The following is a 19104-nucleotide window of genomic DNA, read 5'->3' on the forward strand; positions in this document are numbered from 1 at the left end:
CCGTCGTCGTGTGTTCAAGAGGCTGATGTCAGGTGGTTCGATCCGGTTATCCGGATCGGCCGACGTTAAGGTGAACCGGTCGCCACGACCCGTTCACCTTTTTTATGTCCGGCTCCCGTGAGCGCCTTCGTGTGAACGCGGACCGGCCACCTCCGGCGTGATGTCTGTGCGGCATCGCCGCAATCAGGTAAAGTCGCTGCGCATGCGCTTGATCATCGCTCTCGTGCTTATTTTCGTGGTCGCCGTCGGACTGGTGTTCGGCGCGCTCAATGCCGATCTGGTGTCGTATGACTTCGGCAGCGGCCAGCTGGCCGTGCCCAAGGGCGCGGCGTTACTGGCAGCATTGCTGCTGGGCTGGGTGCTGGGCGGACTGACCGCATGGCTTGGCGCACGTGCCGGCCTCAAGCGTCGCCGCAAGGCGCGTCGCGGCAAGGGCTCGGCGGAGCAGGCATGACGCATCCACTGTGGTTGCTGCTTATTGTGCCGCTGTCGTTTCTGGCCGGTTGGCTGGCCTCGCGCCGTGGCAATGCGCGACGTTCGGGCGCACGTGTCAACGCGCTTTCCTCCGATTACTTTCGCGGCCTCAACTACCTGCTCAACGAGCAGCAGGACAAGGCGATAGAGGTTTTCCTCAAGCTGGCCGAGTACAACCGCGACACGGTGGAAACCCATCTTGCGCTGGGCAATCTTTTCCGCCGGCGCGGTGAGGTCGATCGCGCCATTCGCGTGCATCAGCACCTGGTGTCGCGGCCCAACTTAAGTGATGAAATGAAGACGGTCGCCCTGCTGGAGCTGGGTGAGGACTATATGCGCGCCGGGTTGCTCGATCGTGCCGAGACGCTGTTCTCGGACCTGGTGGCGATGGATGCGCACGCGCCGTCGGCGCTGCGGCATCTGGTGGCGATCTACCAGCATGAACGTGACTGGCACAAGGCCATCGAGCATGCACGCCGACTGGAAGCGATGACCGGCGACAGCGAAGCGGCCACGGTGGCGCATTTCTACTGTGAATTGACCGAGCAGGCACGTCAGCACGGTGCGCGTCAGGATGCGCGTCTTTATCTGGACAAGGCCTTTGATGCGCAAAGCGATTGCGTGCGCGCTTTCATGCTTTGCGCGCAGATGCAGGCCGCTGACGGGGAGCATGCCAAGGCAGTCGATACCTACGAACAGGCGTTGGCCTGCGACGTCGCCTTTGTGCCGGAAATCCTGGGGCCGCTGCTGAGAAGCTACGAAGCGAGCGAGCAGATGCCGCGCGCCGAAGCGTTCCTGCAGGAGTTGCTGTCGCGCTACCACGGCATTTCGCCGGTACTGGCCCTGGCGCGTCTGTACCGTGAGCGTGATGGCGAGCAGGCGGCCACCGAATTTTTGACCGCACAGCTTCGCCAGCGCCCATCGGTGCGCGGATTGATGGCCTTGATCGACGCCAGCATGGATCGCCTGAGCGGCGAAGCGCATGAAAGCTTCCTGATCCTTCGCGATCTCACGCACAAGCTGCAGGAAGGCCAGGCCATGTACCGCTGCAGCCGCTGCGGTTTTGGCGCCAAGGCGCACCATTGGCAGTGCCCCAGCTGCAAGAGCTGGGGAACGGTGCGACCCATCCATGGTGTGGCCAACGAATGAGTGCGCCCTGGGGGAGTGAGCTGACGCGTCTGTCGGTGCTTTTGGTGCTCGCCTGGGGCGCTTCTGCCGCCGGGGTACGTCTGATGATTGGATATACCTTGCGTCGCGGCATGCTTGATCTGCCTGGTCAGCGTCGCTCGCATACCGTTCCGACGCCGCGTGGTGGAGGGCTGGGCATGGTGGCGGCCATGTTGTTAGCCGGTGGGGTAGCCGCCTCCTGGCCGGGATCGGCGATGCCGATATCACTTTGGACGGGTGCTCTACTGGCAATCGTCCTGGTGGCTGGTGTCGGTTGGGGAGATGACCAGGTCAGCCTGCCGGTCTTGCCGCGACTGGCGGTGCAGCTGCTGGCCAGTGCCTTATTCGCCTATGTCCTGTGCCAATGGGGCGGCATCGCTTTATGGTGGTGCCTGCCGTTGTGTATGGCCGGTACCGCCAGCGTCAATCTGCATAATTTCATGGATGGTATCGACGGTCTGCTTGGCATGCAGGCGGTATTTATTGGCGTCGTGATGGTGGCGATGGGATATGTGGCGGATGTCGCGCCACTGACATGCATGGCGATCATCATGGCCGGCGCCGCCATGGGTTTTCTGCATTACAATCGTCCGCCGGCGCGTATCTTCATGGGTGACGCCGGCAGCGGCTCGCTGGGCCTGCTGGTATTCATGTTGGTTGCGCTAGTGTGGGCCATACGTACGGAATACGTATGGTCTGCATTGATCGCGTGTTCCGGCTTCCTGATAGATGCCGGGCTGACACTCGCATGGCGCATGGCCAGGGGGCGGCGTTGGTACAGCGCTCATCGTGAGCACCTGTATCAATGGCTGGTTCGCCGTGGCTGGTCTCACGCCCGGACAGGATGTCTATATATGATCTGGAACCTTATCTCGATTCCCGTCGTACTGTTTGCTTGGCACGCTCCGCAACACGGTTTGACTCTAGCCCTGTGCTGGTATGCGCTGGGTGCGGCGTTGTGGTGGATCGGCCGTATGCGCTGCCTGAAACTGGCCAGGGCGGGCCGCTGAGATGCGTCGTATGGCCGCTTCCATTCACCCTCGTGCCGCGGTGGTTTTGCACGATCTAGGCATGGTGCTGCTGGCATGGTGGATCGCCAAGAGCCTGCGCTATGCACTGATGCCTGGTGCCGACATTGCCACACCCTTCATGACGCCGGAGTTTTCCTTCGTGCTGCTGATCCAGGGCACCGTGTTTGCCTGGACCGGCCTGTATAAGGGCCTGTGGCGCTTCGCCAGTGTGCCGGACCTCTGGAATATCTTGCGCGCGGCGGTGGTCGGTGCCTTGTTCATCGGTTTGACGCTGTTCGTCTACAACCGCCTGGCCGGTGTGCCGCGTTCGGTGTTGCTGGTCTACCCGGTGATCCTGGCGTTGCTGCTGGGTGTGCCGCGCATGGCCTACCGCTTCTGGAAGGACAGCCGGCGCGACCTGCTGCGCTCGGGCGCAGCGCAGCGCGTGCTGATCCTGGGCGCCAATCATGCCGGTGACGCACTGGCGCGTGACCTGATGCGGCGCAACAGCCGTTACCGGGTCAGCGGATTTCTGGATGATGATCTGGCTTTGCGCGGCTCGCGCGTTCATGGCGTACCGGTGCTGGGCACACTGGCCGATGTCCGCGAGGTAGCGCATCAGTCGGGTGTGGACATGCTGCTGATTGCACAGCCCACAGCCAGCAGCGCCGAAATGCGTCGCATGGTGAAGCTGTGCGAAGACACCGGATTGCCGTTCCGCACCGTGCCGCGACTGGAGGATGTGGTGACCGGTCGCGCCCAGCTCAACGACATCAAGGAAGTGGCCATCGAGGACCTGCTGGGCCGTGATGCGGTGGAGCTGGACTGGACGCGCATTCGTGAAACGCTGACCGGGCGCCGTGTGGTCATTACCGGTGGCGGTGGCTCGATCGGTGCCGAGCTGTGTCGGCAGGTGGCTCAGCTTGGTGTCGCTTCGCTGACGGTGGTGGAGCTCTCCGAATACAACCTGTATGCCATCGAGCGTGAGTTGCGCCAGTCGCACCCACATCTTCGGTTCCAGGGCGTGCTGACCAGCGCCGGCGACGCCGTGGCGATCGATCGGCTGTTCGCGCGCGTGCAGCCGGAAGTGGTGTTCCACGCCGCAGCCTACAAGCATGTGCCGATTCTGCAGAGTCAGTTGCGCGAGGCGTTCCGCAACAATGTGCTGTCGACCAAGGTGATGGCCGACGCGGCCGATCGCTATGGCTGCCTGGGCTTCGTGCTGATCTCCACTGACAAGGCGGTCAATCCGACCAGCATCATGGGCGCCTGCAAGCGCATAGCGGAAATTTATTGCCAGAATCTGTCGCAGCGCTCGCGTACACGTTTTGTCACCGTTCGCTTCGGTAACGTGCTTGACTCGGCCGGTTCGGTGGTACCCCTGTTCCGTGAACAGATCCGCAAAGGTGGTCCAGTGACGGTGACACACCCGGAGATCACGCGTTACTTCATGACCATTCCCGAAGCGTGTCAGCTGATCCTGCAGTCGGCGGCGTTGGGGCGTGGTGGTGAAATCTTTGCGCTGGACATGGGTGAGCCGGTGCGTATCAAGGATCTGGCCGAGCAGATGATCCGGCTCACCGGCAAGCATCCTGGCGTGGACATTCCCATTGTCTACACCGGCCTGCGCGCCGGCGAGAAGCTGTTCGAAGAGCTGTTTCACCCGCTGGAAAACTACACCGCGACCACGCATACCAAGATCTTCCTGTCGCAGCCGCGGCTGGTGGCGTGGGAGCTGTTGCTGGGCCACCTCGAACGCGGACGCGAGGCGGTGGCCAGTTATGACGAGGACGCGTTGCGGCACGAGGTTTCCGCGCTGCTGCCGTCGTTCCGCTGGGGCGAGGGTACGCAGCCGACCAATGTGGTGCCGCTGCGCCGGATAGAAAACGAAGGAGCCGCATGAGTCGCAAATTACGTAAAGTCGTCTTCCCCGTTGCGGGCCTGGGTACGCGCTTTCTGCCGGCCACCAAGGCCGTGGCCAAGGAAATGCTGCCGGTGGTGGATCGTCCGCTGATCCAGTACGCGGTGGACGAAGCCGTCGACGCCGGTGCCGATACACTGATTTTCGTCACCAACCGTTACAAGCATTCCATTGCCGATTACTTCGACAAAGCCTACGAGCTGGAAGCCAAGCTCGAGCAGAAGGGCAAGGACGAGCTGCTGGCGCAGGTGCAGGGCACGCTGCCTTCCCATGTGCGCGCCGTGTTTGTGACCCAGCCCGAAGCGTTGGGCCTTGGCCACGCCGTTTTGTGCGCCAAACCTGTGGTCGGTGATGAGCCGTTTGGTGTGATTCTTCCCGATGACCTTATTTCCACCGGCGGGCAGCCCAGCGCCCTGCGGCAGATGGCCGAGCTGGCGCTGGCTCAGAATGCGGGGGTAATCGCGGTCGAGGAAGTGCCCAACGACCAGACCGATAAATACGGCATCGTGGCCACCGAAGGCGAGGTCGGCGAGCGCGCCGCGCGCATCCATCACATGGTGGAGAAGCCCAAGCCGTCCGAGGCGCCGACCAATTTGGGTGTTGTCGGTCGCTACGTGCTGCCGGGCAGCATCTTCGAGGTGTTGGAGAAGACCACGCCGGGTGCCGGTGGTGAGATTCAGCTCACCGATGCCATCGAGACGCTGCTCAAGCAAGAGTCGATGTTGGCCTATCGCTTCGCCGGGCGTCGTTTTGACTGCGGCAACAAGCTGGGACTGGTGCGTGCCACGTTGCATCTGGCCGCCAAGGATCCGCAGCTGGCCAGTGCGATCCGCGACTTTGTCGCCCATGAGCCTGAGTTTGCCGCCTGACTGCGACAAACTTTGCGCCAAGCAAGACACGGAGCCGGCCTTGGGCCGGCTCTTTTTTTATGGCGTCGCTGCTAGGCTGTAGCGCATGCACACGCGCGCCGCCGATTCCTATTACCGCGTCAGTGCCCGGGAACCGGCGCTGGGTGAGCCATTGCGGGACCGGCGCCGTGTTCGCGTGGCCGTGGTCGGTGGCGGTTTCGCCGGGCTCAATACCGCGCTGTCGCTGGCCGAAAAAGGCGAGCGAGATGTCTGTGTGCTGGAGGCCGGCGAGATCGGCTTTGGTGCCTCCGGCCGCAACGGTGGCTTCGTTTTCGCTGGTTATTCGCTGGGTGAGCAGGCGCTGCTTGCCCAGCGCGGTGAGCAGGCCGCGCGCCGGCTCTATGGCTGGACCTGCGAGGCGGTCGAACGCATTCGTCAGCGCGTGCGCGATGAGCGAATCGACTGCCAGCTCACCGAGGCAGGGGTGATCTGGGCCAACTGGTTCCGTGATCCGGTCGTGTTGCGTCAACGACAGGCGTTGCTGCAACGCCACTACGACGTGCACTGGCAATGGCTGGATCGCGCAGCCATGCGCGAGCGGCTTTGTACCGAGCGCTACAGTGAAGGCCTGTTCGAGCCGCGTGGCATGCATCTGCATCCGCTCGATTACGCACGAGGCCTGGCGCGGGTTGCCATGGCCAAAGGCGTGGCGCTGCATCCGCATTCGCCGGTGACCGCGTTGCGCCGACATGGTGGCGATTGGCAACTGGATACGGCCGAGGGGCAGGTGCAGGCCGAGCATGTGGTGCTGGCCTGTGGTGGCTATCTGGCCGGTCTTTGCGCGCGCATCGATCGCGCCATTTTGCCGGTGGCTACGTACGTGATGGTGACCGAGCCGCTGGGTGTGCAGCTGGCGGACCATCTGCGTACCGCTGCAGCGGTGTATGACACGCGCTTTGCCTTTGACTACTACCGCCCGTTGGCCGACACGCGCCTGCTATGGGGCGGGCGCATCTCGATGCGTGATCGTGCGCCTGCCCGGGTGCGGCAGCTGCTGCGGCGGGATCTGGCGCGGGTTTATCCGGCGCTGGCCAATGTCCGTGTCGATTTCGCCTGGTCGGGACTGATGAGTTATGCGCGTCATCAGATGCCGCAGATTGGCGGTCGCGATGGCCTGTGGTGGGCACAAGGGTTTGGCGGTCACGGCCTGGCACCAACCACCGTGGCGGGCACGCTGCTGGCTTCGGCCATCGCCGACGGGGATAAGGCCTGGCATGCCTTTGATGCCTATCCGCTGGTGCGCGCCTGGCGCCCGCTGGGAGATATCGCCGCCCAGCTGACCTACAGCTTTGCACAATGGCAAGATGCTTGGCGTGACGTGCGCGAAGGCTGACAAGCCGTACTTGGTGGCATGCAGGAGGGCCGGATGGACGAGTCTTTAGCCGATTGGAACGACTTTCAGAAGCTGGTACTGGTGGCCGGCACGGTGCGCCGGGTCGAACCGTTCCCACAGGCACGGCACCCGGCCTGGAAGTTGTGGGTGGACTTCGGTCCCTATGGCGAGAAGAAGACCAGTGCGCAGATCACCGATCTGTATGCGCCGCAGGCGCTGCTGGGTGTGCAGATTCTTGGCTGGATCAACACCGCGCCCAAGCAGATCGGCCCGATGCGCTCGCAATTTCTGTTGACCGGCTTTCACACCGATGCTGGCGTGGTGATCGCCAAGCCGGAGCGCCGTGTTCCCGATGGTGCCCGGCTGGCCTAGCCGGGCACTGGGTCGATCAGATCGAGTTCACGGCGCCCTTGGCGATTACTGGCCCAGTCGGCAGGCCCGTGGGCGAGCCGCCCGGTGGCTCCACCGAAATCGCCAGCAGCGCCTGCGAGCGGGCCTGGCCGCGAAGCGCCGCGGGGATGGTCATCACGGTGGCGTGATCCTGCGCAATTACGCCCAGCGGCTCAGGTGTCTTGCTGCCTGGCGCAATCAGCCATAGCTCGGGAACCTTGCCGCTGTGCTTCCAGGCGGCGGTGGGAATTACCGTCATGCGCGTGCCGGACGCATCGATGCTGGCGGTGAACGCGGCCTGGCCGTTGTCGGTACGAATGGTGGCGGCCAGCTCCGTGCCTGAGCGGGTGCCGGGAGCGCCGTGCTGGCGTTGCGTCGGCATCACGCCCAGCACGATGATTACCACCAGTGCCGCCACGGCCAGCGAGCCGGCACCCAGCCAGCGCCACAGGGTGAGGCTTTGCCACAGCCCCGGGCGCGTGGCGGGTGCCGTCGATTCCAGCGCCACACGTTCGGGCTCGATGCGCGCCAGGATGCGCGCCCAGATGTAAGCCGGCGCATCGGCCGGGGCCACCTGGTTGGCCAGCTGCGCGAAACGTTCCTGCCATGTCTCGACGCGGGCGGCGATGCGTGGGTCGGCGTCCATCCAGCCTTCCACCTCGCGTCGCTCCTCGCCGTCGAGCGTACCCAGCACGTACTCGGCCAGGCGCAGGTCCTCGCGGTTTGGGGTGTCGGCGCTTTCGTCAAATTCGCTCATCGTTCCAGACAGGCCTTGAGTCGGTGCAGACCGCGACGGATCCAGCTTTTCATGGTGCCCAGCGGCACGCCGGCACGACTGGCCAGCGCATCGTGCGTGACCCCCTCCATGAAGGCGACACGGATCGCCGCGCGCTGCTTGGGGTCGAGCGTGTTCATGCAGCCATCCAGGCGTTGGCTTTCCTGTTCGGCCTCGACCACCTCCGGCTGCTCTGGCGCCGGATCGCTGAGTGGTCCGGCCAGGTCGATCGGGCTGCTGCGCTGCAGTGTGCCGCGTGCGCGCAGGCGGTCGATGGACTTGTTGCGGGCAATGGAGATGAGCCAGGTCATGGCGGTGGCGCGGCCTTCGCGAAACTGCGCCGCCTTCTGCCATACGGTGACGTAGACATCTTGCAACACGTCCTCGGCGTCACTGCGCTGCGGCAGAAGACCCAGGCAGATGCCAAACAGCTTGGCCGATGTCATTTGATACAGCTGTTCAAAGGCCTGCTTGTCGCCACCGGCCACGGCATGCAGCGTGGTGGTGAGGACTTCGCGGCTGTAGGTGTCCGTGCTCGGCTTCAATCGCCCCTCCAGGTCGCTCGACAGCGCTTGCGGCTGTCCCGCATCGCGCGTGCCGCGTCGGCAACAGTGCGCTGTGACGGCGCCTGCGTCAATGTTTACGGCGGCGTTGCAGCCACACTTCCAGGCCTTGTGCGTTCAGCTCGATATCAGTCGCCAATAATGTCAGTACCTGCTCGCGGCTTTGCCGGCAGCCGTGGTGTTGCGCGCGTTCCACATACAGGGTTTGCAGCGCGTGCACCAGTTGCGAGTGATCCTCGCCCTGGCGTTCGTGTTCCAGCGCCAGCGCCACCATCGCGTCGATATCGTGGTGCAGTTCGCGCGCCATGGCGTCGATGGCCTCAACGCGGCCGAAGTGGGTGGGGTAGATGGCACGTGGCTGTCGCGCCTGCAGGCGATCGATGGAGGCGTGCAGGGCCTTGGGGTCGAACTGGACCGGCGAGGTGGTGGGGATGACGAACGGCCCCTGGGGGGAGTCGAACTCGCGGTAGGACAAGCCGAACGTATCGCCGGAAAACCAGCTGCGGCTGGTCGCATCCCAGATGCAGTTGTGATGGGCGGCGTGGCCCGGGGTATCGGCCATCTCCAGCGCGCGCCCGGCCAGTTCGATAACGTGCCCGTCGCCGGCCTCGATGACTCGCTCGGCCGGTACCGGCACCAGTTCGCCGTAGCTGCGCTGCATTTCTGCCTCGCCATACACCGCCGAGGCGCCCGCCCACAGCTTGCTTGGGTCGATCATGTGACGCGCCCCGCGCGGATGCACTACCAGGTTGGCGTTGGGCAGGCGCTGCATCAGCGCGCCGGCACCGCCGGCGTGATCCAGGTGCACATGGGTCAGAATCAGCCAGTCCACATCGGAGGCGACCAGCCCGGCCGCATCCAGCGCCGCCAGCATCTGCGGCTGCGAGTGCTTGGTGCCGCAGTCGATGAAGGCGCCACGCCCGTTCTCGACGATGAGATAGGCAGCGTCAAATTTAGGCCGTTGAAAGCCGGTGTCGATGGTGTGGATGCCGAAGTCGGTCATGCTTTGGCCAAAGGCGGCGAGAATTGCCAAGCGTAGCAAAACCATCGCCAAACCTGCGTTGTGGCTCGATCCCGCCAAAGCGGGATGAATAGCAAGTGATGTAGTTCACGCTTTCGGATTTTTATCGGCTTTGTTCAGTTCAAAGACATCAAGACACCGCCTGCGCACGCCGATAGCCACACAAGTTCGTTGCATTCACGGTTCAACGCGATGCTGCAAGGAGGGCATTGCATGGATATGGCGACCCTGATTAACCCGCAGATCCTGGTGCGCATGTATCACGCTTGTGCCTGTCTGCCGGGCTGGAATGCGCAGTCGAGTGTGTGCTGGCAGGACGCTCAGTATCCAGCACCGAAGGCTGAATCATCCCTCGAGCGTCTCACGCCACCCAAGGCGTCGTAGCACGCGTCGGTCTGACGGCGCGTTTTCCCCCTCAAGCAAAGCGGAGCTTTGTGATGAAAAAGCGCATGATCGCTGCCCTGTTGGCCTTTACTTCCACCGTCGCCTTTGCCGGTGATCACGGCGCGCCGTGGTCCTACAGTGGCGCCACCGGTGCCGAGCACTGGGGGCAGCTGAGCCCGGCCTACGCCGCATGCAGTGCCGGCAGCAACCAATCGCCGGTCAATATCGTCGACGCGATTCATGGCCAGCTCAAGCCGTTGGGCATGCATTACCGCGCCGGAGGCCAGCAGGCGCTCAACAACGGTCATACCGTGCAGGTGAATTTTGAACCAGGTTCCAGCCTGGATGTGGATGGCCGCGCCTTTGCGCTCAAGCAGTACCACTTCCACGCCCCCAGCGAAAATCACATCAATGGCCAATCGTTTCCGCTGGAGGTGCACCTGGTGCACGCTGACGCCGACGGCCGCCTTGCCGTGGTGGCGGTGATGTTCAAGGAAGGCGAGGCCAACCCGGCGCTGGCTCGTGTCTGGAAGCAGATGCCCGAGCATGCCGGTGACAACGCGCAGCTTGCCAAGGCCGTTTCGGCTGCGGCCTTGCTGCCGGCCAGTCACGACTACTATCGCTTCAATGGCTCGCTGACCACGCCGCCGTGCAGTGAAGGTGTGCGCTGGCTGGTGATGAAGCAGCCAGTGACCGCCTCGGCCGCGCAGATCAAGGCGTTTGCCGATGTGCTGCACGAGCCCAACAACCGACCGTTGCAGCCGATCAATGCCCGCCTGATTGTCGAATAGGTGTCCCTCGTCATGCGTGTGCCGGCCATGGACGGTGCTGGCACTGCGTGACTTTCCCTGGCACCGGCATACCGAACCCCCTCCGGTATGTCGGTGCATTTTTTTGCCTGACGCGGCGGATCTAGCGGGGCTTTAACAGCACCACCACCGCGCCGGTGCCGCCCTGGGACGGTCGCGCCGAGGCAAACGCCAGCACATCGCCGTGGCGGCGCAGCACCAGGTCGGCCAGGCCTTTCAATACCGGTCCTCCGGGACGTGAGCGCAGGCCCTTGCCATGCACGATGCGCACGCAGCGCCAGTTACGCTCCCGCGCCTCGCGCAGAAAATCCAGCATGTAGTCGCGCGCCGCCTCGGCATTCATGCGGTGCAGGTCGATATCGGCCTGGATGCTGAAATGGCCGCGTTTGAGCTGCTTGAGAATCTTCGGTGGATAGCCGTTGCGCAGGAACGAAAGCTCCTCGCCGATTTCCAGTATCGCCGGATCGAAATCCAGGTTGAGCAACTCGCCTGGCACCGCCGCTTCGTCCAACTCCCGCATGCGCGGATACGGTGCGGGACGGTCCGGTGTGAAGGCCGGCGCCTCGGTTTCCAGACGTCGCACCTCGCCGATGGCCTCGCGAAAGAGGTCGGCATCATCTTCGCTGACGGGGGCGGGGCGGCGGCGTGACATGGGAAAATCGAGCGCAATCGACAGTCTCAAGCATAGCGAGCAATGCGGTGGCTGCCTACCGGGCAGACCGCCGACAGGCGGACGGTGAATGGGCTAGAATCGACGCCTTGCCGACCCGTCTGCGCACGGGCCTGTTCGCATGCTCAACGGATCATCGATGCGAGTTCTTGTAAGTAACGACGACGGTGTGGATGCGCCTGGCATCCATGTGCTGGCCGAGCGTCTGGCCGAGGTTGGCCAGGTGACGGTGGCCGCACCGGACCGGGATCGCTCCGGTGCCAGCAATTCGCTCACCCTGGATCAGCCCATTCGTGTCTTGCGCATGGACAATGGCTATTACCGGGTGTCGGGCACGCCCACCGATTGCGTGCACGTGGCGCTGTCGGGATTGCTTGAGCACGAGCCGGATATCGTCGTGTCGGGCATCAACAACGCGGCCAACCTGGGTGACGACGTGATCTATTCGGGCACCGTGTCGGCGGCGATGGAAGGGCGCTTTCTGGGCCTGCCGGCGATCGCCGTCTCGCTGGTCAGCCGCGATCATCGCGGCGAGCACTATGCCTCGGCGGCCAATGCGGTGATGGCGCTGATGCAGCAGCTGTTGGTCGATCCGCTGCCGGCCGACACCATTTTGAACGTCAACGTGCCCGATCGCCCGTGGGATGAGATTCGCGGCTTCGAGGTCACCCGGTTGGGCAAGCGACACAAGTCCTCGCCGTGCATCGAGCAGCGCGACCCGCGCGGCAAGCCGATCTGGTGGATTGGTCCATCGGGCGAGGTCGACGACGACAGCCCCGGCACCGACTTTGACGCCGTGCGTCGTGGCTTTATTTCCGTGACGCCGATCCATACCGACCTGACGCGTTATCAGGCGCTGGAGAAGGTCAGCTCCTGGGCCGATGCGCTGGCCATGGAGCGGGGGCACGGCGCATGAGGCTGCATGCATTGCCCGAATCGAAGCTGCGCGGCGAGGGCATGACCTCGCAGCGTGCCCGCGACCGCCTGGCCACTCGTCTCAAGGACGAAGGCATTGGCGACCTGCGCGTACTGGAGGTAATCCGGCGCCTGCCCAGGCATCTGTTCATCGATGAGGCGCTGGCCTCGCGGGCCTACGAAAACACCGCGCTGCCGATCGGTCACGGCCAGACCATTTCGCAGCCCTGGGTGGTCGCGCGCATGACCGAGGCGCTGATCGAAAACGGCCTGCCCGAACGTGTGCTGGAAGTGGGGACTGGCTCCGGCTATCAGGCGGCTGTGCTGGCTTCGCTGGGCGTGCAGGTGCACACCGTCGAGCGTATCGAGGAACTGCTGCGCCAGGCGCGTCGGCGCTTTCGCCAATTGGGCCTGGAAGTGCGTTCGCGCCACGATGACGGCAATCTGGGCTGGTCGGACGAAGCGCCGTTCGATGCCATCATCCTGACCGCCGCCGGCGAAGGCATCGCACGCCAGCTTTCCGAGCAGCTCAAGCCCGGCGGCGTGCTGGTGGCGCCGGTGGGGCCGTCGGGGCAGCAGGTATTGTGGCGGCTGCGCAAGAACGAAGATGAGAGCCTGGACACCGAGCAACTGGGCGAGGTGAGTTTCGTGCCGCTGCTTGGCGGTCTGGCCTGATGGCGCACAGCGTCGTGGCGATAGGAATCGACTGACTGATGCGACTTTTCAAGCCGCTATACGAGCGTGCCCTGGTTTGGGCCGGACATCCGCACGCCGAGCGCTATCTGGCCGGGCTTTCATTTGTCGAGGCCTTCATTTTCCCGATTCCGCCCGAGGTGATGCTGGCGCCGATGGCGCTGGCCAAGCCGCAGCGTGCGTTTCGTTACGCGCACATCAGCCTGATTTTTGCGCTGCTGGGCTCGCTGGTGGGCTACGCGCTGGGCCACTACGCCTTCGAGGCGTTACGTCCGTTGCTTGAGCATCTGCACCTGATGGCGCCGATCGAGCAGGGCGTGGGAACGCTGCGCAAGCAGATGACCGAGCATTGGCTGGGCTTGCTGCTGGTGTTGGTCCTGGCTGCCATTCAGCCGGTGGTGCCGATGAAGTTCATCACCTGGGCCTCGGGTATCGTCGGCGTGCCGGTGCTGCCGTTTCTGGCCTGCATGGCGATTGGCCGCGGCAAACGCTTGTATCTGCTGGCCTTGTTGATTCGTCTGTTTGGCAAGCGTGCCGAGCAGGTGCTGCATAAATACGTGGAATGGTTCGGCTGGGCGGCGCTGGTGCTGCTGGTCGGCCTGGGGGTCTGGTGGTTCGGTTTTCGATGAAATCTACACGCGGTCTGGCTATGCTCAAGCGCATGTCCGATGTTGCTTCCTTGGTGTGGGGCCGGCGGCAGTGCTTGCCGCTGCTGGCGGTGGTGTGCGCGATGCTGGCCGGTTGTTCACCGCCTTCGCTGACCCGCTCGGTAGTGGTGCAGCGCACTCGCCATGGCACGCCGGTGCACGCCAAGGGGCATGTGCACAATGACACCTACACGGTGGTGCGCGGGGACACGCTGTATTCCATTGCGTTTCGCGTGGGCGAGGACTTTCGCGACATCGCGCGCTGGAATGGCATCTCCTCGCCGTACATCATTCATCCTGGGCAGAGCCTGCGCCTGACCGCGCCGGCGCACCGCCTGGCAAGCCGTCCTTCCGCGCCCGTGTTCCGGCCAGTGCATTCGTCTGGCCAGGCCGGCGAAACCGTGGTCAAGGCGGGTAGCCATGCCGGTGTCCATGTGGCCGGCACGGCCGCCGCCGTAGCCACTGCCACGCCGGCGCCACCCACACCGCTGGCTACGCCTGGTGCGCAGCCCAGCACCGAAGCCAAAACGCCGGTGAAGGCCGATGCCAGCACGCACAGTGCCGGTGGCATCAGCTGGCAATGGCCGGCCGGTGGCAAGCTGATTCGCGGCTACCACGCATCCGATGCGATTCCTGGCATCCAGATTGCCGGCCATGCCGGTGATCCGGTGCGCGCCGCGGCCGAAGGCACCGTGGTGTATTCGGGCAACGGGCTGGTCGGTTACGGTGAGCTGATCATCATCAAGCACTCGGACGAATACCTGTCGGCCTACGGTCACAACAGCAAGCGACTGGTCAAGGAAGGCGAGCACGTCAAGGCCGGTCAGCTGATTGCACGCATGGGCGCCAGCGGCGCGTCGCGGGTGGAATTGCAGTTCCAGATCCGTCGCAGCGGCAAACCGGTCGATCCGTCCAGTTACTTGCCGTCGCGCTGAGGCGCGGCGCATCTCACACAAAAAAGGCCCGCATCAGCGGGCCTTTTTTACACGCCGTGTGTCAGGCGCTAGCTGCCGAGAATAAAGGCGGCCACGACGCGACGGCCTTCGCCGGCCAGCACCGAATGGGTGCGCGCGGCGGCGGCGTTGTCCATCGCCTCAAGGCCCACGCCGCGCTTGAGAAACGCCGCCAGCACCTCGGTGGGCGGAAAACGCTGCGTGCGCCCGGTGCCCAGCAATACGACCTCGGGTTCCAGCTCCAGAATGGGGCTGGCATGTTCGGCGCGCATCTGCGTGACATCGGTGACCGGCCAGTCCTCGACGATCTCGCTCATGCCCAGCACAAAGCTGCGCGTAAGCGTACGGTCGACCACGGTGATGCCGGTGTCGTCGACGCGTTTGACGAACAGGTAGTCGTCGGGGCGTTCGAGCGTCAGTTCCATGCAGGCCTCCGGAGGCGGGGAAGGGGAGCCGGTAGCGTGGCGGTCAGCGTGGCAACGCCAGCTTGGGTTCCTTCTCGTTACGGCGGAACAGGCTGGCGGTGCGGCCGATCTGCTGAACCACTTCGGCGCCGGTCGCCTCGACCAGGGCGTCGACCTGGGTCTGGCGTTCGGCGCGATCACCGGCGGAGAGTTTGACCTTGACCAGTTCGTGGTGGTCGAGCGCCAGACCAAGTTCCTTGGTCACCGCCTCGGTGACGCCTTTGGCGCCCAGCAGGATGACCGGACTCAGGTCGTGGCAAAGGCCGCGCAAATAGCGGCGCTGGGCGTTGGAAAGTGGCATGGTGTTCAGCTTATAGGTCGCGGCAAATGGACCATAAAGGGTATCATGCCGGACACTGAATCAAGGCATCCGGAAGCATAGACAGGCATGGCGCGCAGCAAGAGCAGTTCCCGCTGGTTGCGGGAGCACTTCGATGATGTCTACGTCAAGCGCGCACAGGCCGAGGGCATGCGCTCGCGGGCAGCATTCAAGCTGGAAGAATTGCTCGACCGCGACAAGCTGCTCAAGCCGGGCATGACCGTGGTCGATCTGGGCGCCGCCCCGGGCGGGTGGTCGCAGCTGGTGCGCCGCGAGCTGGGCGATGCCGGGCGAATTGTCGCACTGGACATCCTGCCCATGCAGGGTATTGGCGGCGTGGACTTCATTGAGGGCGATTTTCGCGAGGATGAGGTCCTGAAACAGCTGGAGGACACGCTGGATGGGGCGCAGGTAGATCTTGTGCTCTCGGACATGGCCCCCAATATGAGCGGAGTGGCGGTGACCGATCAGATCCGCGCGATGCATCTTGCCGAGCTGGCGCTGGATTTTTGCCGTGGTCAGCTCAAGCCTGGTGGTGCGTTTCTGATCAAGCTTTTCCAGGGCGCCGGATTTGATGATTATCTACGTGACTTGCGCGCCAGTTTTCAGCGCGTGACGATGCGTAAACCCAAGGCCTCGCGGGCGCGTTCCCGGGAGACCTACGCACTGGCCACGGGGTATCGCCCTTAAATGGCCGGTCAAAGAAGCGAGATTCGCGCATGAACGAAACAGCGAAAAATTTGTTGCTCTGGCTGGTTATCGCCGTGGTGCTGCTGGCGGTGTTCCAGAGCTTCAACCCCCACGGATCGAATTCGCAGCAGATGGATTACTCCACGTTCTCCCAGCAGGTGGAGAACGGCAATGTTTCCAGCGCCACGATCAGCTCCGACACGCCGCCGGTGGTCACTGGCCAGCTGCGCGACGGCAGCCATTTCCGCACCGTGGTGCCGCTGATCGGCATCACCTCGTCAGACCTGCTCAAGCAATTGTCCAAAAATGGCGCCAGCGTGCGTCAGAAGCCAGCCGACAATGGTTTTTCGCTGATCAGCCTGCTGATCAACTGGCTGCCGATCATCATCTTCGTCGCGGTGCTGATCTGGTTCATGCGCCAGATGCAATCTGGTGGCGGTGGCCGCGGTGCCATGAGTTTTGGCCGTTCGCGCGCCAAGTTGCAAGGCGAGGATCAGGTCAAGGTCAACTTCACCGACGTCGCCGGCTGTGACGAGGCCAAGGACGAGGTCGGCGAACTGGTCGAGTTCCTGCGCGATCCGTCCAAGTTCCAGAAGCTGGGCGGCAAGATTCCGCGCGGCGTGTTGATGGTCGGCCCGCCCGGTACCGGCAAGACGCTGCTGGCCAAGGCGATCGCTGGCGAAGCCAAGGTGCCGTTCTTCTCGATTTCCGGCTCGGACTTCGTGGAAATGTTCGTCGGCGTCGGCGCCAGCCGTGTGCGCGACATGTTCGAGCAGGCCAAGAAGCACGCGCCGTGCATCATCTTCATCGACGAGATCGACGCCGTCGGCCGTCATCGTGGCGCCGGTCTTGGCGGCGGTCACGATGAGCGCGAGCAGACGCTGAACCAGCTGCTGGTCGAGATGGATGGTTTCGAGGGAGGCGAGGGCGTCATCGTCATCGCCGCCACCAACCGTCCCGACGTGCTCGATCCGGCGCTGTTGCGCCCGGGCCGCTTCGACCGCCAGGTGGTGGTCGGCCTGCCCGATGTGAAGGGCCGCGAGCAGATCCTCAAGGTGCATCTGCGCAAGGTGCCGATGCATACCGATATCGATGCCATGCTGATTGCGCGTGGCACACCGGGCTTTTCCGGCGCCGATCTGGCCAACCTGGTCAACGAGGCGGCGCTGTTCGCGGCACGTGAGAATGCACGCGAAGTGCGCATGAGCCACATGGAGAAGGCCAAGGACAAGATCCTGATGGGTGCCGAGCGCCGCTCCATGGCCATGAGCGAGGACGAGAAGAAGCTCACCGCCTATCACGAGGCCGGCCATGCCATTGTCGGCCGCCTGGTGCCCGAGCACGATCCGGTCTACAAGGTCACCATCATCCCGCGCGGCCGCGCGCTGGGCGTGACCATGTACCTGCCGGAAAACGACAAGTACAGCCTCAACAAGACCGCCATCGAGTCGCAGCTGTGTTCGCTGTACGGTGGCCGCGTCGCCGAGGAGCTGATCTTCGGCGCCGACAAGGTGACCACGGGCGCCTCCAACGATATCGAGCGTGCCACCTCGATGGCCCGCAACATGGCGACCAAGTGGGGCCTGTCCGAGCTGGGTCCGGTGACCTACGGCGAGGACGAGGATGAGGTCTTCCTGGGTCGCTCGGTGACCCAGCACAAGAACGTCTCCAACGAGACCGCGCGCAGGATCGACGAGGTGGTGCGTACCATTCTGGATACCGCCTACGCGCGCAGCACGCAGCTGCTCAACGACAACATCGACAAGCTGCACCTGATGGCTGAAGCGCTGCTGCAGTACGAGACCATCGACGCCAACCAGATCAACGAGATCATGGAAGGCCGACGCCCGGGTCCGCCGGCCGACTGGGACGCCGATTCCGGGCGCGGCAACGGCCCCAAGCCGACGCCGCCCAGCGGTGACGCCTCTCCGGCGGGCAAGGTGGGCGATCCAGCGGCCCAGACCTGAGCGTCCATGCCCCGATCAGGTGCATCGACATGAAAAAGCCCCGCTTCGGCGGGGCTTTTTCATTGCAAATCAGCGCGGCGCGCGCTGAAGGATAGCCGGATCACAACCCACGCGACGGCACGAGCGTGAGGCCACGCCATCACTCAAGGCCTGTTCGAACAGCGGCGACATACCCGCCAGCACACGTGCCGAAAGACGATCGCCGCGGCGCTGCCAGCGGCTTCGACCCAGCAGGTCGTTGGCCCAATCGGGCATCAGGGCGGCGCCAGCATGCAGGAACAGCTCGCGCGAAAGCCCGGCAACAGGTACCGGCAGACGAATGGCGCCAAGCACGCGAAGCACCTCGCGCGAGCGCTCATCGCAGCGCAATTGCGGCATGACTGCGTCGAAGTAGTGCGCGATCTGGGCGGCGCTGGATGGCACTGCACGTGCGCCCAAGGCCTCGGCAATGCGGCGCACCTCGTCGTAGTAGCGGTCGACCTGTGCGGCATTGAGCGGACGGCCGCTGTAACGCTGAAAGCCGCGCAGGAAGCCGTAGGCCTCGGTCACGTGCACCCAGGTTAGAAGCGCCGGATCATCTGCGGCGTAGGGCAGGCCGTCGGCGGTGATACCCGTCACTCGGGTATGGATCGCGCGCACGCGCTCGATCAGCGCCTGGGCTGCGGCGGTGGGAGCATAGGTAGTGCCGCCGACAAAAGCGGTGGTACGACGCAGGCGCCCGACCAGATCATCGCGGAAATTGGAGTGATCCCACACACCCGCCAGCGCGCGCGGGTGCAGTGTCTGCAGCATCAGCGCCTGCAGGCCGCCGGCCAGCATGCCCGGAAAGCATGCATGCACACGCCAGGTGACCGTCTCGGGCCCGAACAGGCCGGGATCGCCCTCGGGTTGGTCATAATCGATGCGGGTGCTCGCTTCACGGGGAAACGCGCTCAGCACCCAGTGGCGGATGCGTTCGCGCAGGGCGGCACTCAAGGGGCGCGCAGGCATGGGCGGATCGACGGCGACGAATGGAAAGCACCCAGCATAAC

Annotated in this window: 22 protein-coding genes; 15 read left to right on the forward strand and 7 right to left on the reverse strand. The window is 64.1% G+C overall.

Annotated elements, in window-relative coordinates; genetic code table 11:
* The first annotated feature begins 202 nt into the window (after positions 1 to 202).
* The 7 genes from HBF24_RS07145 (at position 203) to HBF24_RS07175 (ending at position 7185) form a co-directional block, all read left to right on the forward strand.
* Complete coding sequence (locus tag HBF24_RS07145) at positions 203 to 454, forward strand: DUF1049 domain-containing protein (RefSeq protein WP_167170988.1); 252 nt, start codon at positions 203 to 205, stop codon at positions 452 to 454.
* Entirely contained in the window at positions 451 to 1623 is a 1173-nt protein-coding gene (gene lapB / locus HBF24_RS07150) for a lipopolysaccharide assembly protein LapB (RefSeq protein ID WP_167170991.1), read from the forward strand. Before HBF24_RS07145 ends, lapB begins: the two co-directional genes overlap by 4 nt.
* Positions 1620 to 2651, forward strand: coding sequence for a glycosyltransferase family 4 protein (locus HBF24_RS07155; protein ID WP_167170994.1), 1032 nt, complete (start codon positions 1620 to 1622; stop codon positions 2649 to 2651). Before lapB ends, HBF24_RS07155 begins: the two co-directional genes overlap by 4 nt.
* A gap of 1 nt (position 2652) precedes the next feature.
* Positions 2653 to 4554 carry a nucleoside-diphosphate sugar epimerase/dehydratase gene (locus HBF24_RS07160; RefSeq protein ID WP_167170997.1) on the forward strand — a complete coding sequence of 634 codons (1902 nt, stop codon included), beginning with the start codon at positions 2653 to 2655 and terminating at the stop codon, positions 4552 to 4554.
* The gene (gene galU / locus HBF24_RS07165; RefSeq protein ID WP_167171000.1) at positions 4551 to 5441 is read left to right on the forward strand and encodes a UTP--glucose-1-phosphate uridylyltransferase GalU; all 891 of its coding nucleotides are present in this window, start codon (positions 4551 to 4553) and stop codon (positions 5439 to 5441) included. The genes HBF24_RS07160 and galU overlap by 4 nt, the downstream gene beginning before the upstream one ends.
* Before the next feature lie 85 nt (positions 5442 to 5526).
* Positions 5527 to 6813, forward strand: coding sequence for an FAD-binding oxidoreductase (locus HBF24_RS07170; RefSeq protein ID WP_167171003.1), 1287 nt, complete (start codon positions 5527 to 5529; stop codon positions 6811 to 6813).
* Positions 6814 to 6846: 33 nt separating this feature from the next.
* Positions 6847 to 7185: a tRNA-binding protein gene (locus tag HBF24_RS07175; RefSeq protein WP_167171006.1), complete on the forward strand. Its 339-nt coding sequence runs from the start codon at positions 6847 to 6849 to the stop codon at positions 7183 to 7185.
* A 16-nt stretch (positions 7186 to 7201) separates the two neighbouring features.
* Here the strand turns inward: HBF24_RS07175 and HBF24_RS07180 are convergent, their stop codons facing one another.
* The 3 genes from HBF24_RS07180 to HBF24_RS07190 form a co-directional block, all read right to left on the reverse strand.
* Positions 7202 to 7960: an anti-sigma factor gene (locus tag HBF24_RS07180; RefSeq protein WP_167171009.1), complete on the reverse strand. Its 759-nt coding sequence runs from the start codon at positions 7958 to 7960 to the stop codon at positions 7202 to 7204.
* A complete protein-coding gene (locus HBF24_RS07185; RefSeq protein WP_240922271.1) occupies positions 7957 to 8523 on the reverse strand; it encodes a sigma-70 family RNA polymerase sigma factor in 567 nt (188 codons plus the stop codon). Before HBF24_RS07185 ends, HBF24_RS07180 begins: the two co-directional genes overlap by 4 nt.
* Before the next feature lie 88 nt (positions 8524 to 8611).
* Positions 8612 to 9589 (reverse strand): MBL fold metallo-hydrolase, encoded by a 978-nt coding sequence (locus HBF24_RS07190; RefSeq protein ID WP_240922273.1) that lies wholly within the window; start codon positions 9587 to 9589, stop codon positions 8612 to 8614.
* A 186-nt stretch (positions 9590 to 9775) separates the two neighbouring features.
* On the opposite strand from HBF24_RS07190, the gene HBF24_RS07195 reads away from it, so the two are divergent.
* Complete coding sequence (locus HBF24_RS07195) at positions 9776 to 9946, forward strand: hypothetical protein (protein ID WP_167171011.1); 171 nt, start codon at positions 9776 to 9778, stop codon at positions 9944 to 9946.
* A gap of 53 nt (positions 9947 to 9999) precedes the next feature.
* A complete protein-coding gene (locus HBF24_RS07200) occupies positions 10000 to 10737 on the forward strand; it encodes a carbonic anhydrase family protein (RefSeq protein ID WP_167171014.1) in 738 nt (245 codons plus the stop codon).
* A gap of 121 nt (positions 10738 to 10858) precedes the next feature.
* On the opposite strand, the gene HBF24_RS07205 is transcribed toward HBF24_RS07200, so the two are convergent.
* On the reverse strand, positions 10859 to 11407 hold the full coding sequence (locus HBF24_RS07205; protein WP_167171017.1) for a Smr/MutS family protein: 549 nt from the start codon (positions 11405 to 11407) through the stop codon (positions 10859 to 10861).
* Positions 11408 to 11564: 157 nt separating this feature from the next.
* On the opposite strand from HBF24_RS07205, the gene surE reads away from it, so the two are divergent.
* From surE to HBF24_RS07225, 4 genes are read left to right on the forward strand one after another with little or no spacing between them, the layout of a single operon-like run.
* Positions 11565 to 12341 carry a 5'/3'-nucleotidase SurE gene (gene surE / locus HBF24_RS07210; RefSeq protein ID WP_167171020.1) on the forward strand — a complete coding sequence of 259 codons (777 nt, stop codon included), beginning with the start codon at positions 11565 to 11567 and terminating at the stop codon, positions 12339 to 12341.
* Positions 12338 to 13015 carry a protein-L-isoaspartate(D-aspartate) O-methyltransferase gene (locus HBF24_RS07215; protein ID WP_167171023.1) on the forward strand — a complete coding sequence of 226 codons (678 nt, stop codon included), beginning with the start codon at positions 12338 to 12340 and terminating at the stop codon, positions 13013 to 13015. The genes surE and HBF24_RS07215 overlap by 4 nt, the downstream gene beginning before the upstream one ends.
* Before the next feature lie 38 nt (positions 13016 to 13053).
* Positions 13054 to 13662 (forward strand): DedA family protein, encoded by a 609-nt coding sequence (locus HBF24_RS07220; protein WP_167171026.1) that lies wholly within the window; start codon positions 13054 to 13056, stop codon positions 13660 to 13662.
* On the forward strand, positions 13659 to 14615 hold the full coding sequence (locus HBF24_RS07225) for a peptidoglycan DD-metalloendopeptidase family protein (RefSeq protein WP_240922275.1): 957 nt from the start codon (positions 13659 to 13661) through the stop codon (positions 14613 to 14615). Before HBF24_RS07220 ends, HBF24_RS07225 begins: the two co-directional genes overlap by 4 nt.
* Before the next feature lie 68 nt (positions 14616 to 14683).
* On the opposite strand, the gene HBF24_RS07230 is transcribed toward HBF24_RS07225, so the two are convergent.
* Both HBF24_RS07230 and yhbY read right to left on the reverse strand, forming a co-directional pair.
* Positions 14684 to 15058, reverse strand: coding sequence for an Mth938-like domain-containing protein (locus HBF24_RS07230; RefSeq protein WP_167171029.1), 375 nt, complete (start codon positions 15056 to 15058; stop codon positions 14684 to 14686).
* A 43-nt stretch (positions 15059 to 15101) separates the two neighbouring features.
* Positions 15102 to 15398 carry a ribosome assembly RNA-binding protein YhbY gene (yhbY, locus tag HBF24_RS07235; RefSeq protein WP_167171032.1) on the reverse strand — a complete coding sequence of 99 codons (297 nt, stop codon included), beginning with the start codon at positions 15396 to 15398 and terminating at the stop codon, positions 15102 to 15104.
* 87 nt (positions 15399 to 15485) lie between these two features.
* On the opposite strand from yhbY, the gene rlmE reads away from it, so the two are divergent.
* Both rlmE and ftsH read left to right on the forward strand, forming a co-directional pair.
* Positions 15486 to 16106: a 23S rRNA (uridine(2552)-2'-O)-methyltransferase RlmE gene (gene rlmE, locus HBF24_RS07240; protein WP_167171034.1), complete on the forward strand. Its 621-nt coding sequence runs from the start codon at positions 15486 to 15488 to the stop codon at positions 16104 to 16106.
* Positions 16107 to 16135: 29 nt separating this feature from the next.
* Positions 16136 to 18073 carry an ATP-dependent zinc metalloprotease FtsH gene (gene ftsH / locus HBF24_RS07245; RefSeq protein WP_206064226.1) on the forward strand — a complete coding sequence of 646 codons (1938 nt, stop codon included), beginning with the start codon at positions 16136 to 16138 and terminating at the stop codon, positions 18071 to 18073.
* Positions 18074 to 18142: 69 nt separating this feature from the next.
* Here ftsH and HBF24_RS07250 read toward each other — a convergent pair whose 3' ends face one another.
* Positions 18143 to 19063: an oxygenase MpaB family protein gene (locus HBF24_RS07250; RefSeq protein WP_167171037.1), complete on the reverse strand. Its 921-nt coding sequence runs from the start codon at positions 19061 to 19063 to the stop codon at positions 18143 to 18145.
* Positions 19064 to 19104: the final 41 nt, after the last annotated feature.

The sequence above is a fragment of the Oleiagrimonas sp. C23AA genome, assembly GCF_011759385.1.
Classification (GTDB): domain Bacteria; phylum Pseudomonadota; class Gammaproteobacteria; order Xanthomonadales; family Rhodanobacteraceae; genus Oleiagrimonas.